Source organism: Ensifer sp. Root1252, assembly GCF_001425885.1.
GTDB lineage: Bacteria > Pseudomonadota > Alphaproteobacteria > Rhizobiales > Rhizobiaceae > Ensifer > Ensifer canadensis.
Genome location: NZ_LMDT01000034.1, coordinates 398,428 through 411,731, shown reverse-complemented (window position 1 = coordinate 411,731; position 13,304 = coordinate 398,428). Strand labels below are relative to the sequence as shown.

The window sequence follows — 13,304 nt, the reverse complement described above, 5'->3', positions numbered from 1 at the left end:
CAAAATGATGTTGAAAGTATATTCCGTGGGTTGAGGAAAAATTGGCATCGCATCGGTTGCCTCCGTCAAGGCCGGTGCCTATGTTCCCGCTCACAGATTTCTTTGACGAAATCCCATGCCAAGAGGAGATGCCCACATGGCTTTCGAATTGCCGAACCTTCCCTATGACTACGATGCGCTGGCGCCCTACATGTCGCGCGAGACGCTCGAGTACCACCACGACAAGCACCACCTCGCTTACGTGACCAACGGCAACAAGCTTGCCGAGGAAGCCGGTCTCTCCGACCTCTCGCTCGAGGAAGTCGTCAAGAAGTCCTATGGCACCAACCAGCCGCTGTTCAACAATGCCGGCCAGCACTACAACCACATCCACTTCTGGAAGTGGATGAAGAAGGGCGGCGGCGGCACCAGCCTGCCGGGCAAGCTCGACGCAGCCATCAAGTCGGATCTCGGCGGCTACGACAAGTTCCGTGCCGATTTCATCGCGGCTGGCACCGGCCAGTTTGGTTCGGGCTGGGCATGGCTTTCGGTCAAGAACGGCAAGCTCGAAATCTCCAAGACCCCGAACGGCGAGAACCCGCTCGTTCACGGCGCTTCGCCGATCCTCGGCGTCGACGTCTGGGAACATTCCTATTACATCGACTATCGCAACGCGCGCCCGAAGTACCTCGAAGCGTTCGTCGACAGCCTGATCAACTGGGATTACGTACTCGAAATGTACGAAGCGGCTTCCAAGTAAGCCTTCCCAAGCCTCGACTTCAGGACCCGGCGCTTGCGCCGGGTCTTTTCGTTTGGGGGTGACCGGTGGAGGCGGGATGCTCGGCCGTCACCAACGTGTCATCGCCCGGCGCTACTGCATGTTTCCTTAAATCGTCTTCGATTTAAGGATAAAAACATGCAGCAATTCAAAGTGCTACAGCAACCTTTGCGCATCTAATAGGACGCGCAGCGCTGTAGGGAGAAGCACCATGCACGCAGACACATCACCTCTCCTCCGCTTCGGCGTCATCGCCGACCCGCAATATGCCGCTGTGGAACCGAACCTCGTCCTCGGCCGCTATTATGCCAACAGCCTGACGAAGCTCGCCGAAGCGATCGAGACCTTCAACGCCGAAGACCTCGCCTTCGTGGTGACGCTCGGTGATATCATCGATCGAGGCTGGCAGAGCTTCGATGCGATCCTGCCGCTCTACGACAAGCTTCGTCATCCCAAGCATTTTCTGCTCGGCAATCATGATTTCGGCGTCGATCCGGAGAAGCTCGGGCAGGTTTTCGGCCGGGTCGGCATGCCCTCGCCCTATCAGACATTTGCGATGGCCGACTGGCGGTTCGTGTTGATCGACGGCAACGAGGTCAGCCTTTTCGCCCCGCCACCCGGCGACCCGCGGCGAACCGCAGCCGAGACGTGGATCGAGACGCTGAAATCGCAAGGGGCCGATAACGCCCATCCCTGGAATGCCGCGCTCGGCGACGTGCAGTTCGCCTGGCTGGAGGAGACGCTGCGCAAGGCGGAGGCTGCCGGCGAGCAGGTGGTCGTCATGGGCCACTACCCGGTCTATCCGCCGAACGCCCACAACATGTGGGACAGCCAGCGCATCGTCGATCTCTTCGGTCGTTTCAAAAACGTCGGCGCCTATTTCTGCGGTCACAACCACGACGGCAATTACGGCCTCGCCGACGGCACTCATTTCGTCAATATCAAGGGCATGGTCGAGACGCCGGATACGACAGCCTATGCGATCGTCGAGATCCATGCGGACAGAATGGCAATCCGCGGCTACGGCCGCGAAACGGATCGAACCCTGCAGTTGGAGACGATCATGCCCCGCCTGGTTGTGGCCGCCAGCCGCTGATCCAGAGGTCCCGCAGGCCTTCGCCTTCGCCTGGAAAGAAGTCGTCGGTCGCTTCGCAATGTTCGACCCGATCGGCGCGGAAGTTGCGGATCGCCTGACGCAGCTCGCACCAGGCGACGATATTGGCGGTTTCGGAATAGTAGATCAACGCGACCGGCCGGATCGTCCGCTCGGTGGCGCGGCCGAGTTCGTCGCGATAGTCGATGCCGAGCTTGCGTTCGTCGCGGATCGCGCGACGCACCAGTGCCAGATCGACGCCGGTAGGTGAGGGTGCCACCGTTCCCCAGGCATGCAGCGCCTGTGAGCGAAGCGCAAGCCGCAGCGGTTCTGGCACAGCACCTGTGATCTTCTGATTGACGCGGCCGGCTGCCGCCCTCAGCTCCTCGTCTCCGGTGCGCGCCAGCAGCGCCAGCGCCAGTACGATCGCCTCGGTTTCCTCGATCGAGAACATCAGCGGCGGCAGGTCGAAGCCGGGGCGCAGGATATAACCGATGCCGCGACCACCTTCGATCGGCACGCGCATGGCCTGTAGGGCGGCGATATCGCGATAGATCGAGCGCGGCGTCACCTCCAGCGTCTCGGCCATTTCAGCGGCGGTCACCGGCTTTCGGGCCAGCCGCAGGATCTGGATAATCTCGAACAGGCGCGAGGCCTTGCGCATCGAAAAAACTCCGCTGTTCCAAAACGCTCCTGACAAGACCCTGTCAGTTGGCGACGCTTATAACATTGGGCAACGGATTGAAAAATAAGCAATCCGCTCAGGCAACGATCGAACGGACCTCGGACAACTGACATGAGCTATACGGAAAATCTCTGGCTTTTCTTCACCCTTCTCTTCGGCATCATCATCGTGCCGGGCATGGATATGATCTTCGTGCTGGCGAATTCGCTGACCGGGGGGCGAGCCTCCGGCCTGTCGGCGACGGCCGGTATCATGGCGGGCGGTGTCCTTCACACCCTCTACGCGGCGCTCGGGGTCAGCGTCATCCTTCATCTGGTGCCGCAACTGTTCAACGTGCTGCTCATCGGCGGTGCCGCCTATATCGCCTGGATCGGCTATTCCCTCATCCGCAGTTCCATCACCATCGGCGGTATCGACGGCGCCGCGCGGCTGTCGCGCTGGGCGAGCTTTCGTCAGGGCGCACTCACCAGCCTGATGAACCCGAAGGCCTATCTCTTCATGCTGGCGGTCTATCCGCAGTTTCTCAAACCCCAATTCGGGCCGGTATGGTCGCAGGCGGCGGTCATGGCGTTGATGATCGCCACCACCCAGCTTGCCGTCTATGGCGGCTTGGCGCTCGCCGCCGGTCGCGGCCGCGACTTTCTCGTCGGCAGCCCCGGTGCGACGGTTCTGATCGGCCGTATCGCCGGCGTTGTTCTGGTGCTGGTCGCAGCTTTCACCGTCTGGCAGGGCTGGGCCGGCGGACGGTAGAGCCGTCACGTACAAACATGACTGCCGTAGTCATGTTATTGGAACGACGCGGTCGAGACGATCAAGAATCGCGCGGCCGCGTCAAATTATGCTGTTGTGACAAGGACATCAAAAAAATGTTACTTCCGTCGAAAGGCTAAAATGACATCATGCCGGCGCATTCAACACGAAGGCCGCAGATGCGGATTCGAATGACCGGGAGATCACGATGAAGATACGCGCTCTAATGCTTGCGGCCGCCCTCGCTGGGCTTGGCGTTACCGCCGTGACCGCGGCTGACGAACCGCAGGCGGTTCGTCAGGCCCTGATGAAGAAGGTTGGTCAGGCTGCTGGTGCGCTCGGTGGTATCGCCAAGGGCGAAAAGCCTTATGACGCTGAGATCGTCAAGGCGTCGCTGACGACCATCTCCGAGACGGTCAAGGTCTTCCCGGACCATTTCCCGGCCGGTTCCGAAACCGGTTTGGAGACGGAAGCAAGCCCGAAGATCTGGGAGAACATGGACGATTTCAAAGCCAAGGCGGCCAAGCTTGGTTCTGACACCGACGCCGTGCTCGCCCAGCTTCCGGCCGATCAGGCTGGCGTCGGTGCGGCACTCGGCATGCTCGGCAAGGATTGCGGCAGCTGTCATGAGACCTATCGCCTGAAGAAGGACTGACGGTAGGTCGTTCTCCCCGAAATTCTCAGACGATGCGCCGACTGTTTCGGCGCATCATCGCGCTGTTGCCGCAGTAAGGTTGTGGCTTGTCACGCAGTTTTGAGTGTGAGCGAACCTACTGCATGTTTCCTTAAAACGTATCCGATTCAAGGATAAAAACATGCAGCAATTCAAAGTGCTACAGCGGCCTTGGCGCGTCTGATAAGACGCGCGGCGCTGTAGCGGGTTGGGGATGCAGTTGAAAGGAAGCCTGATGGGCCGACGGATTAGAAAGCTGGTCTCGGGTCTCGTGATTCTGGGCCTTGTCGGCGGTGCGGCCTTTTGGTGGCTGACCAAGCCCGCGCCCTGGGCGGCGGCTCATTGGGAGGGTCTCGGAGAGCCAGATCTGACCAATGGCGAGCAGATTTTCTGGGCCGGCGGCTGCGTCAGCTGCCATGCAAAGCGCGGCAGCGAGGGTGACGCCCGGCTGGTTCTTGCCGGCGGGCCGCCGCTAAAAAGCCCATTTGGCACCTTCCACGCGCCGAATATCTCGCCTGACGAAGCGGCCGGTATCGGCGGATGGACGCTTGCGGAATTCGGCAACGCCATGACGCGGGGCGTCGGTCGAAACGGCGAACATCTCTATCCGTCCTTCCCCTACGCCTCCTACATCAGGATGACGCCGAAGGATGTCAACGACCTCTGGGGCTACATCAAGACGCTGCCGAAGGCGAGCGACGTTGCGCCGGACCACGAGCTGCCGTTCCCCTATAATATGCGGTTGGCGCTCGGCGGCTGGAAGCTGCTGTTCCTCACCGACACCCCACGCGTGACCATCGATGCCGCCGATCCGAAGCTGACGCGCGGCCAATATCTGGTCGAAGGGCCGGGTCATTGTGGCGAGTGCCATACGCCACGAAACGCGCTTGGTGGCTTCGAGCCGGCCCAGTGGCTGGCTGGCGCGCCGAACCCGGAAGGTAAGGGACGCATCCCCGACATCACGCCGGGCTCGAAGAGCATCGGCGGCTGGAGCGCCTCCGACATCGCCTCCTATCTCGAAACCGGTTTCACGCCGGAATTCGATTCCGTTGGTGGCTCCATGGTCGAAGTCCAGAAGAATATGGCGAAGTTGACCGCTGCCGACCGCGAGGCGATTGCCGCCTATCTCAAGGCCGTTCCCGCACTCTGAAGCGTAGTCCGGGCCGCTTGATTCCGGGTGGTCGGCACGCTCTAACGTCTCCTGGAACTACTGCATGTTTCCTTAAATCCTATTCGATTTAAGGATAAAACATGCAGCCATTCAAAGTGCTGAAGCGACCTTGGCGCGTCTGATAAGACGCGCGCCGCTGTAGGAGAAGACTTGCCATGCGTGCTCATGAAACCGTGCCCTACGACCAATGGATCGAGCGCAGCCCCGAGGAGATGGCAGCGCGTGCGGCTGAATTCTACGAGGACATCAACCGCCGCCGCACCACGCGCTCCTTCAGCGAAAGGCCGGTGCCGAGCGCGGTGATCGAGACCTGTCTGCTGGCAGCCGGCACCGCCCCGAGCGGCGCGAACCACCAGCCCTGGCATTTCGCGGTCATCGAAAGCCCTGGCATCAAGGCGAAGGTGCGTGAAGCCGCCGAAGAGGAGGAGCGCGTCTTCTATCAGCAGAAGGCCCCGCAGGAGTGGCTCGACGCGCTGGCGCCGCTTGGCACCGATGAGGACAAGCCGTTTCTGGAGACGGCGCCCTACCTGATTGCCATCTTCTCGCAGAAGCGTGGTGGCCCCAATCCGGGCGACACGAAGAAGAACTACTACATCAACGAAAGCGTCGGCATTGCCACCGGCATTCTGATCGCGGCGCTGCACCATGCCGGGCTCGCGACACTGACCCATACGCCGGCGCCGATGAATTTTCTCAACGAAATCTGCGGACGGCCGGACAGCGAAAAGCCGTTTCTGATCCTGGTGGTCGGTTACCCCGCGCCCGACGCGACCGTGCCGGTGGCCGGCAAGGTGAAGAAGCCGCTTGAGCAGATATCGACCTGGTTGTGATCGCCGAAGCATGTCGCGCAAAAGTGTTCAGCGGTTTTGCGATGCCGACAGGCGCAAAAGACAATTTCCTTAAATCCTATTCGATTTAAGGATAAAAACATGCAGCCATTCAAAGTGCTACAGCGACCTTTGCGCGTCTAATAAGACGCGCGGCGCTGTAGAGATCGTGATGCGCTTTAACTTGCTCATGCGGCTGTCGTTGCTGCCGCATGTTCCCGGCCATAAAGCGCTGCATAGCCGTCGAGTTCGGGCGAGCCGAGACCGAGCGCGCGAAAGATCTCGACCGCAAAGGTGACCGGCGCCGTGCCGGCAGCCGTGACCACACGGTTGTGGCTGAGAGCCTGCGGCTGATCGCGATAGGAGCCGTGTCCGTGATAGCCGCGGAGTGACGCAAGGCTGTCCGCGCTGTTTCCGGTGTGATCCGTGGCGTCGAGAATTCCGCTCGACGCCAGCGCATCGACGCCGCCGCAGATGGCGGCGACCAGCCGTTCCTGCCGATGGAAGGAGCGGATCGTGGTGGAGAGGTCGGGGGCGTCGGCGGTTCCCCAGATCGCGCCGCCGCAGATCACCAGGCCATCGAAGCCCGCGGGGTCGAGCGCGTCGATCGACAGATGCGCGGAGACGTCGAGCCCGCCCATCGACGTGACTGCCGCGCCGTCCAGGGTGGCGACGTCGATATCGACGCCGAGGTGAGCGCGCGCCGTCGCCATCAACAACGCGCATTCCCAATCCGCAAACCCTTCATGAAGCACGATTGCAAGCCGCATCGCCTCATCCTCAGCCAAGTTTCTGCATATAGCGCATGCCCGTTACCGGGCGAGGTACGAAGCGCTCGGATTCGTAGAAGTGATGGGCCTTGAAATTACCCGTGGCGGCGCTGACCGACAGGTAATCGCAGCCGGCCATCTTCGCCTGTTCGCGCGCCTTGGCGACGAGGTGGCGGCCGATGCCGGTGCCGCGATTGTCGGAGCGCACGAAGAGATGATGCAGCTCCATGCCGCGCGCGCCTTCCGCAGCCCGGTAGATCGGCACGAGGATGGCGTAGCCGATCAGTCGGTTGCCGGCCTCCGCGACAAGCGCGGTGATCCAGGGCGTGCGACCGAAGAGGTCGCGCTCGAGCTGCTCCGGCGTGATCGGGGCTGCGTCGCCGTGATGGGCGGCGAGTTCCGCGATCATTTCGCGCAGTTCGGGAAGGTCGCGCTGTTTGGCGCAACGGATCGTCACCATCGGCGGCCGCGTCGATGGCAGAGGATGGAGAGAGGGGATGGCGGTCTGTAGCATTGTCGGCTCCTCATGGTTCTCTAGCCATCAGGTGCCGTGAAAAACAAAAGCCGCCTGATGGCGGCCTTGTTGAAATTGATCAGCAGGCCGCTCCTATGGGAACAGCCAAAAATACGCGCGGCAGATGGGTGCGTTCTTGATCATGTGCGTAGATTGTCCGTTTCCGCGCTTTTGTCAACGGGGATTTTTGCACTGAGTTGGAGACGGGTCGCGACTCCGTTCGAAGTCGGCCCAAGTCTGCAGCCTCGCGCCGGCGCTCAATGGTCGCTGTCGCACATGGAATGGTCTGCAAGCGCACGGATGACGTAGCAATCGCCGATCGTGTGGTCGCCGTTGCAGGCGACGATGCGCTCGAGCTCGCGTTCCAGTTTCTGCAACTGGGCGATTTTCTCCCGCACGGTGATCAGGTGTTCCCTGGCGATACGGTCTGCTTCGCCGCAGGGGCGCTCCGGATGCTGGCTCAAGGCCAGCAGATCGCGGATCGATTCGATCGAAAGCCCCAGATCGCGTGCATGGCGGACGAAGGCGAGACGTTCGAGTTCGCGTTTCTCGTAGCGCCGCTGGTTGCCTTCGGAGCGTTCCGGGGCCGCAATCAACCCCATCTGCTCGTAGTAGCGGATTGTCGGAATTTTTACGCCCGTGCGGCGGGAGAGATCGCCGATCGAATACATGTCCATGCTCCAAACCTATAGCTTCTGGAGCATTAGATAATCGCTTTCCGGCGACGGTCAATGTGGGGCTGGGAGGAAAGGCCCGATCGGGCCTTTCCCTTGGCGATGCCGGTTAGCGTGCGAGAAGGGCAAGCAGCGTCTCGTCGAAGAGATCGCTTTCCTCAAGCTGCGGTGTGTGGCCGCTTTTTTCGAACATGCGGACCGTCAGATCCGGAAAGTCCCGGCGATAGGCGTCCCAGGTCTCGGCCGGCGCAACGAGATAATCGCATTGCCCGAGTGCCAAGAGCACCGGCATCGCAAGCCGGTCGAGCCCGTCCCGAATATCGATGTCGCGAAACACTTCGCCCCAGAGATGGTCGAAGACGGGATTGTTGACGGTGACATCACGCCATAGCGGTGCCGCGTCGAAGGCGGGTAGATGCCAGCTCTTGGCGCCAAGACGGATGAGCAGCGACTTGAACCGCTCCTCCGGTCGGGCGGCGATATCGGTGCCAAGTTCGGCCATCTCGCGCTCGAAGATCGCCTTGCGCTCCGGCGCGACCAGCTCCTCCCACCGGCGATCGGCAAGCGCCGTATGCGCGGCGGAATGGCTCGGTCCGGTGCCGACCATGATCACGTGGCTGATATTCTGGGGATGGCGTTTGGCGTATTCGAGCGCCATGTAGCCGTGGCCGGAGTGCCCGAGGACGGCGAAGCGATCGAGACCGAGATGCCGGCGCATCCACTCGATATCGTCGAGGACCACGTCGAAGCCGATATCATCGCGCGTGTAGGACGCATGCGCCGGCGCGAAGCCGCGGTGATCGATGAAATGGAGCTTTGTCCGCTGGCGCAGTTGCTTCGAGAAGGTACTGGGATAGTAGGCGGCGCTGCCAATGACGAGCAGCGGCATGCCGCTGCCCTCGATGCGATAGCCGAGCTCGAACGGACCGGCGCGCAGGCTACCGGTTTCAGGCAGGGATGAACTGGTCGTTGTCATGGATATGATCCTGCAAACGGCCGGAGAACGATGGCTCAATGGTTGGCGCTCTCATCGGCCTTAAAAAAATGCCCACGCCAAACGGTGCCGCGAGGCGGCCTTGGCGTCGGTGGTTCTTTCTTGCCGGTGAGCGTCGCTAACGGATCAGGCGCACGGATCAGTATCCCTGTTTTGTTGCGACTTCATACCAGTCCGCTCTGTTGAGCCGCAACCGTCGAATCGAGACATTCGGGCCGTCATCCTCTCATTCGAAAAAAGGTGGCACAAGGACGCCACAATCACCGCCTAGCGATCTGCACGGCACTCGATTCGGCCCAGCGTCGATCCGAATGCATGTTTTGCAACAGTTAGTTAGAGGCGTCGGCATATATGCGTGGCGCACGACGGAGGAACACGTGCCGCTGCTCATCAATCGCCGCCAATTGCTCGTCGGCTCCGCGCTGATCTATCCGGCAATCGCCCTCGGCCCGGCCGCAAAAGCCGCCACCGGCGGCGATGTCGATACACGCCTTGCCGAACTCGAAAAGCGCACGGGCGGACGGCTTGGCGTTTCCGTTCTCGATATGGAAACCAACGTGTCGTTCGGCCGCCGCGAGAGCGAGCGTTTCGCCATGTGCTCGAGCTTCAAGACGCTGGCGGCGGGATTCGCGCTCGCCCGTGCGGATCAGGGCGCCGAAAAGCTTGATCGCCGTATCGTCGTTGCGCAGAAGGATATCGTCGCCCATTCGCCGGTAACCGAGAAGCATGTCGGCGGCGAGGGCATGACGATCGCCGAACTCTGTGCCGCGACGTTGACGACAAGCGACAACGCGGCGGCAAACCTTTTGCTGGAAAATTTCGGCGGTCCGCCGGCGCTGACCGCCTGGTTGCGCACGATCGGCGATGAGACCACGCGCCTCGACCGGAACGAGCCCGCACTCAACGAGGCGAAAGTGGGTGACCCACGCGACACGACCACGCCTGCCGCAATGCTGGAGACGCTCGGCAATCTTGCTTTCGGCCCCGTGCTGGCGGAAGCGTCGCGCAAGCTGTTGATCGAGTGGATGGTCGCCAATACCACTGGCGACCTGCGCATCCGCGCCGGCCTGCCGAAGGCCTGGAAGGTCGGCGACAAGACGGGAACCAACGGCAACGGCGCCGCGTCTGACATCGCCATCGTTTGGCCCGAGGGTAGGGGACCGCTCCTGATCGCGGTCTACATCGCTGAGGCGACGGCGCCGCTGGCTGAGCTGAACACCGTCTTTGCCGATGTCGGCCGGATGGCGGCGGAGATGGTCTAACCGCCGATCGTCAGGTGAGCACTGGTCATGGCGTCTTCAGCTGTCTTCAATCTGATAACCTGGCCGCTGCGACGTCCAGCATTGTTATAGTCAAGGCGATCTACAGCATTCCGGGCATGAAGCCCCAGAAATGTCGTCGCGTTGAAGCTTGCAGGCGATTCATGCGGCGCTTCCGTCGGCGATATCGGATGCGGTATCGTCGCGCTGCTGGTCGATGCCCATCGCGCGTTCGACCGCCTTGCGGATTTCCTCCTCGATCGCTTCGCGCTGCTCCGGATCCATCGCCTTCAGCTCGTCTTCGGTGATGCCATGCGCTTCCAGGATCTGTGCACGGATCTGTTCCGCCAGGCTCATCTTGGCGCGTTTCAGGAATTCGTCGCTGACTGAATCGCCGGAGGCGGTCTGTTCGCCGCTTCCGATCGAAGGCTTGGCCTCTTCTTCCCGGGATGCGCTGATCCAGAAGGCGTTCGATAGCGAGGCCGACGTGGATGCCGGCGCAATGGTCGGCGAGAGCCGCGGGCGCGTGTCACCGCCGCCAGTTTCTTCGAGCGGCATGACCGTTCCCGATTGGGCACGGCGCTGCGAGAAATAATAGTTGGAGATGCTGCTATCGATCTTCATGGGAAGCCCCCGGAATCTGCTGTCCGGGGGAGGCTGCTTCTGGTGGCTTGCGCGGGGCTTGCCGATGCAACCCATTAGCGAGAATTAGGGATGCCTTTTCGCGTTTTAGGGTAGGGTATAGGCGATGACGTAGTCTCCGGGCTTTGTGCCGACCGAGCCGTGGCCGCCGGCGACGATCACCACATATTGCTTGTCGCCGACCGTGTAGCTCATCGGCGTCGACTGGCCGCCGGCCGGAAGGCGCGCCTCCCAGAGCTGTTCGCCGGTCGTCACGTCATAGGCGCGCAGATAATCGTCGACTGCCGCCCCAAGGAAGGCGACGCCGCCCTTGGTGATCATCGGTCCGCCGATGCCGGGAACGCCGACTTTGAAGGGCAGCGGCAAAGGCGTCATGTCCTCGACGGTGCCGTTCTTGTGTTTGTAGGCGATCTTGCCGGTCCTGAGGTCGGCACCGGCAACATAGCCCCATGGCGGCGCCTGGCAGGGGATTTTTAGCGGGCCGAGGAACGGGCCCATGAAGACGCCATAGGGCGCGCCGTCGTTGCGGTTGAGGCCTTGCTCGGATCCCTTTTCGTCCTGGCCCTTCGGCGGGATCTGATCGCGCGGAACGAGACGAGAGGTGAAGGCGAGGTAGGTCGGCATGCCGAACATCACCTGTCGCTCCGGGTCGACCGCGACCGAGCCCCAGTTGAACGTGCCGAAGTTGCCGGGATAGACGAGCGTTCCCTCAAGCGACGGCGGCGTATAGCGACCCTCGTATTTCAACGAGCGGAACGATATGCGGCAGGCGAGCTGATCGAACATCGTCACGCCCCACATGTTCCGCTCTTGCAGCGGGGCGGGCATGAAGGTCAGGCCGGAGACCGGCTGGGTCGGTGCGGTAAAATCTTCCGGGATTGCGCCCTTGGGTGCCGCGACTTCCGCAATCGGGATGATCGGCTCGCCGCTCCGTCGATCGAGCACATAGATGTCGCCCTGCTTCGTCGGACCGACGAGTGCCGGCACGACCGTGCCATCCTCCTTGGTGACGTCGAGCAGTGCCGGTTGTGCGGGCACGTCCATGTCCCAGAGGTCGTGGTGCACCGTCTGTTGCACCCAACGCACAGCACCGGAGTTGATATCGAGCGCGACGATGGAGGAGGAATATTTCTCCACGTGCTCGCTGCGCCCCATGCCGAGCTGGTCCGGCACCTGGTTGCCCATGGGAATATAGACGAGGCCAAGGCCCTCGTCGTAGCTGAATACCGACCAGCTGTTGGGCGAGTTGGTGCTGTAGGTCTGGCCCTCGGCAAGCGGCGTCGCTACATCGGGATTGCCGCTGTCCCAGTTCCAAATGAGCGCGCCGGTGTTGATGTCGAAGGCGCGGATGACGCCGGATTGCTCCTGGGTGGAATAGTTGTCGTTGACGGCGCCGCCAATGATCAGCTTTCCGGCAACCGCAACCGGCGGCGAGGTCGAGTAGTAATAACCGGCCGGATTGTATTTCATGCCCTTTTCGAGGTGCAGCACACCGTTGTCGGCAAAGCCGGTGCAGACGGCGCCGGTTGCCGCATCGAGCGCGATCAGGCGGGCATCGGATGTCGGCAGATAGACCCGCTCGGCGCAGACGCTGCCGGCGGTTGCCGCCGGGTCGGCCCAATAGGTGACGCCGCGGCAGGTCTGGTGCTGCCGGTCAGGGTTCATGCCGGAGTTGCTGTCATATTTCCACTTCTCTTCGCCGGTCGCCGCGTCAAGCGCGATCGCCCAGTTGTGCGGCGTGCAGGCAAAGAGCGTGTCCTTCACCTTGATCGGCGTCACCTGATAGGTGGTCTCGCCCACGTCTTCGGGGCGTTTGATGTCGCCCGTCTGATATTGCCAGGCGACCTTGAGATTGGCGACATTTTCGGGCGTGATCTGATCGAGCGGCGCATAACGCTGACCGAATGGCGTGCGCCCGTATTGATGCCATTCTCCTGATGGTACGTTGCCGCCGAGAGGCGGATTGGCGGCGACCACGTCGCTCGGCAGATCGCCGCGGATGTCGTGCGGATCCTGGGTCATCGAGTAGCCGGCAATGCCGATCGACACGAGCACGGCAAGCGCCAGCGGCCAGGCACTGGCGGCATACCGTTCTCCTGTCGGGCTCTCAAATCCGAGCGGACGCCGGACCGCCGGTAGCATCAGCCACAGGCCGAGCAGCACGATGATGCCGCCACGAGGGCCCAGTTGCCACCAGTCGAAACCGACTTCCCAGACGGCCCAGGTGAGCGAGCCAAGGATGACGAGCGTATAAAGCCAGATGGCGGCGGCCTTGCGCATGAAGAGAAGGATGGCCGTCAGCAGGAAGCCGATGCCGGCGATGAGATAATAGGGACTGCCGCCAAGCATCAGGAGCTTGGCTCCGCCGCCGCCGAGCGCAAGGCCAATGAGGGCGAAGACGATGGCCGCCAGAATGAGCATGGTGGGAACTCCCGAATTGAAGAACGGCGCCGTGGCACGGCTTTTTCATTGAGGCGGCGCGAATGAGCGGCCGC

The 13,304-nt window shown here is 61.9% G+C and carries 14 protein-coding genes; 7 read left to right on the top strand and 7 right to left on the bottom strand.

What is annotated here, in order from left to right; translation table 11 throughout:
• Positions 1 to 136 precede the first annotated feature (136 nt).
• Together ASD02_RS28745 and ASD02_RS28740 are read left to right on the top strand one after the other, a co-directional pair.
• Positions 137 to 739 carry a superoxide dismutase gene (locus ASD02_RS28745; RefSeq protein ID WP_025426277.1) on the top strand — a complete coding sequence of 201 codons (603 nt, stop codon included), beginning with the start codon at positions 137 to 139 and terminating at the stop codon, positions 737 to 739.
• A 229-nt stretch (positions 740 to 968) separates the two neighbouring features.
• The gene (locus tag ASD02_RS28740) at positions 969 to 1,853 is read left to right on the top strand and encodes a metallophosphoesterase (RefSeq protein ID WP_025426278.1); all 885 of its coding nucleotides are present in this window, start codon (positions 969 to 971) and stop codon (positions 1,851 to 1,853) included.
• Here the strand turns inward: ASD02_RS28740 and ASD02_RS28735 are convergent.
• Positions 1,819 to 2,514, bottom strand: a complete 696-nt coding sequence (locus tag ASD02_RS28735; RefSeq protein WP_025426279.1) for a YafY family protein — start codon at positions 2,512 to 2,514, stop codon at positions 1,819 to 1,821. The genes ASD02_RS28740 and ASD02_RS28735 overlap by 35 nt on opposite strands.
• 132 nt (positions 2,515 to 2,646) lie before the next feature.
• Between ASD02_RS28735 and ASD02_RS28730 the strand changes: the two genes are divergently transcribed.
• The 4 genes from ASD02_RS28730 (at position 2,647) to ASD02_RS28715 (ending at position 5,959) form a co-directional block, all read left to right on the top strand.
• Complete coding sequence (locus tag ASD02_RS28730) at positions 2,647 to 3,285, top strand: LysE family translocator (RefSeq protein WP_025426280.1); 639 nt, start codon at positions 2,647 to 2,649, stop codon at positions 3,283 to 3,285.
• A 208-nt stretch (positions 3,286 to 3,493) separates the two neighbouring features.
• Positions 3,494 to 3,940 carry a cytochrome c gene (locus tag ASD02_RS28725; protein ID WP_025426281.1) on the top strand — a complete coding sequence of 149 codons (447 nt, stop codon included), beginning with the start codon at positions 3,494 to 3,496 and terminating at the stop codon, positions 3,938 to 3,940.
• A gap of 253 nt (positions 3,941 to 4,193) precedes the next feature.
• Positions 4,194 to 5,108, top strand: a complete 915-nt coding sequence (locus tag ASD02_RS28720) for a cytochrome c (RefSeq protein WP_025426282.1) — start codon at positions 4,194 to 4,196, stop codon at positions 5,106 to 5,108.
• 176 nt (positions 5,109 to 5,284) lie between these two features.
• Positions 5,285 to 5,959 (top strand): nitroreductase family protein, encoded by a 675-nt coding sequence (locus ASD02_RS28715; protein WP_025426283.1) that lies wholly within the window; start codon positions 5,285 to 5,287, stop codon positions 5,957 to 5,959.
• A 185-nt stretch (positions 5,960 to 6,144) separates the two neighbouring features.
• Here ASD02_RS28715 and ASD02_RS28710 read toward each other — a convergent pair whose 3' ends face one another.
• From ASD02_RS28710 to ASD02_RS28695, 4 genes are all read right to left on the bottom strand, one after another.
• Entirely contained in the window at positions 6,145 to 6,726 is a 582-nt protein-coding gene (locus ASD02_RS28710; RefSeq protein WP_025426284.1) for a DJ-1/PfpI family protein, read from the bottom strand.
• 10 nt (positions 6,727 to 6,736) lie between these two features.
• Positions 6,737 to 7,240 carry a GNAT family N-acetyltransferase gene (locus tag ASD02_RS28705; protein WP_025426285.1) on the bottom strand — a complete coding sequence of 168 codons (504 nt, stop codon included), beginning with the start codon at positions 7,238 to 7,240 and terminating at the stop codon, positions 6,737 to 6,739.
• 257 nt (positions 7,241 to 7,497) lie between these two features.
• Complete coding sequence (locus tag ASD02_RS28700) at positions 7,498 to 7,911, bottom strand: helix-turn-helix domain-containing protein (protein WP_025426286.1); 414 nt, start codon at positions 7,909 to 7,911, stop codon at positions 7,498 to 7,500.
• 112 nt (positions 7,912 to 8,023) lie between these two features.
• Complete coding sequence (locus ASD02_RS28695; RefSeq protein WP_025426287.1) at positions 8,024 to 8,890, bottom strand: alpha/beta hydrolase; 867 nt, start codon at positions 8,888 to 8,890, stop codon at positions 8,024 to 8,026.
• A 395-nt stretch (positions 8,891 to 9,285) separates the two neighbouring features.
• Between ASD02_RS28695 and bla the strand changes: the two genes are divergently transcribed.
• The gene (gene bla, locus ASD02_RS28690) at positions 9,286 to 10,170 is read left to right on the top strand and encodes a class A beta-lactamase (protein WP_025426288.1); all 885 of its coding nucleotides are present in this window, start codon (positions 9,286 to 9,288) and stop codon (positions 10,168 to 10,170) included.
• A 159-nt stretch (positions 10,171 to 10,329) separates the two neighbouring features.
• Here the strand turns inward: bla and ASD02_RS28685 are convergent, their stop codons facing one another.
• Together ASD02_RS28685 and ASD02_RS28680 are read right to left on the bottom strand one after the other, a co-directional pair.
• Entirely contained in the window at positions 10,330 to 10,791 is a 462-nt protein-coding gene (locus tag ASD02_RS28685; protein WP_025426289.1) for a hypothetical protein, read from the bottom strand.
• A gap of 105 nt (positions 10,792 to 10,896) precedes the next feature.
• Entirely contained in the window at positions 10,897 to 13,230 is a 2,334-nt protein-coding gene (locus ASD02_RS28680; protein ID WP_025426290.1) for a glucose/quinate/shikimate family membrane-bound PQQ-dependent dehydrogenase, read from the bottom strand.
• Between the last annotated feature and the right edge of the window lie 74 nt (positions 13,231 to 13,304).

Bases quoted from the DNA above. Each gene is read 5' to 3' on its own strand.
- ASD02_RS28745 (WP_025426277.1), top strand. From the start codon at position 137: ATGGCTTTCGAATTGCCGAACCTTCCCTATGACTACGATGCGCTGGCG.
- ASD02_RS28740 (WP_025426278.1), top strand. From the start codon at position 969: ATGCACGCAGACACATCACCTCTCCTCCGCTTCGGCGTCATCGCCGAC.
- ASD02_RS28735 (WP_025426279.1), bottom strand. From the start codon at position 2,514: ATGCGCAAGGCCTCGCGCCTGTTCGAGATTATCCAGATCCTGCGGCTG.
- ASD02_RS28730 (WP_025426280.1), top strand. From the start codon at position 2,647: ATGAGCTATACGGAAAATCTCTGGCTTTTCTTCACCCTTCTCTTCGGC.
- ASD02_RS28725 (WP_025426281.1), top strand. From the start codon at position 3,494: ATGAAGATACGCGCTCTAATGCTTGCGGCCGCCCTCGCTGGGCTTGGC.
- ASD02_RS28720 (WP_025426282.1), top strand. From the start codon at position 4,194: ATGGGCCGACGGATTAGAAAGCTGGTCTCGGGTCTCGTGATTCTGGGC.
- ASD02_RS28715 (WP_025426283.1), top strand. From the start codon at position 5,285: ATGCGTGCTCATGAAACCGTGCCCTACGACCAATGGATCGAGCGCAGC.
- ASD02_RS28710 (WP_025426284.1), bottom strand. From the start codon at position 6,726: ATGCGGCTTGCAATCGTGCTTCATGAAGGGTTTGCGGATTGGGAATGC.
- ASD02_RS28705 (WP_025426285.1), bottom strand. From the start codon at position 7,240: ATGCTACAGACCGCCATCCCCTCTCTCCATCCTCTGCCATCGACGCGG.
- ASD02_RS28700 (WP_025426286.1), bottom strand. From the start codon at position 7,911: ATGTATTCGATCGGCGATCTCTCCCGCCGCACGGGCGTAAAAATTCCG.
- ASD02_RS28695 (WP_025426287.1), bottom strand. From the start codon at position 8,890: ATGACAACGACCAGTTCATCCCTGCCTGAAACCGGTAGCCTGCGCGCC.
- ASD02_RS28685 (WP_025426289.1), bottom strand. From the start codon at position 10,791: ATGAAGATCGATAGCAGCATCTCCAACTATTATTTCTCGCAGCGCCGT.
- ASD02_RS28680 (WP_025426290.1), bottom strand. From the start codon at position 13,230: ATGCTCATTCTGGCGGCCATCGTCTTCGCCCTCATTGGCCTTGCGCTC.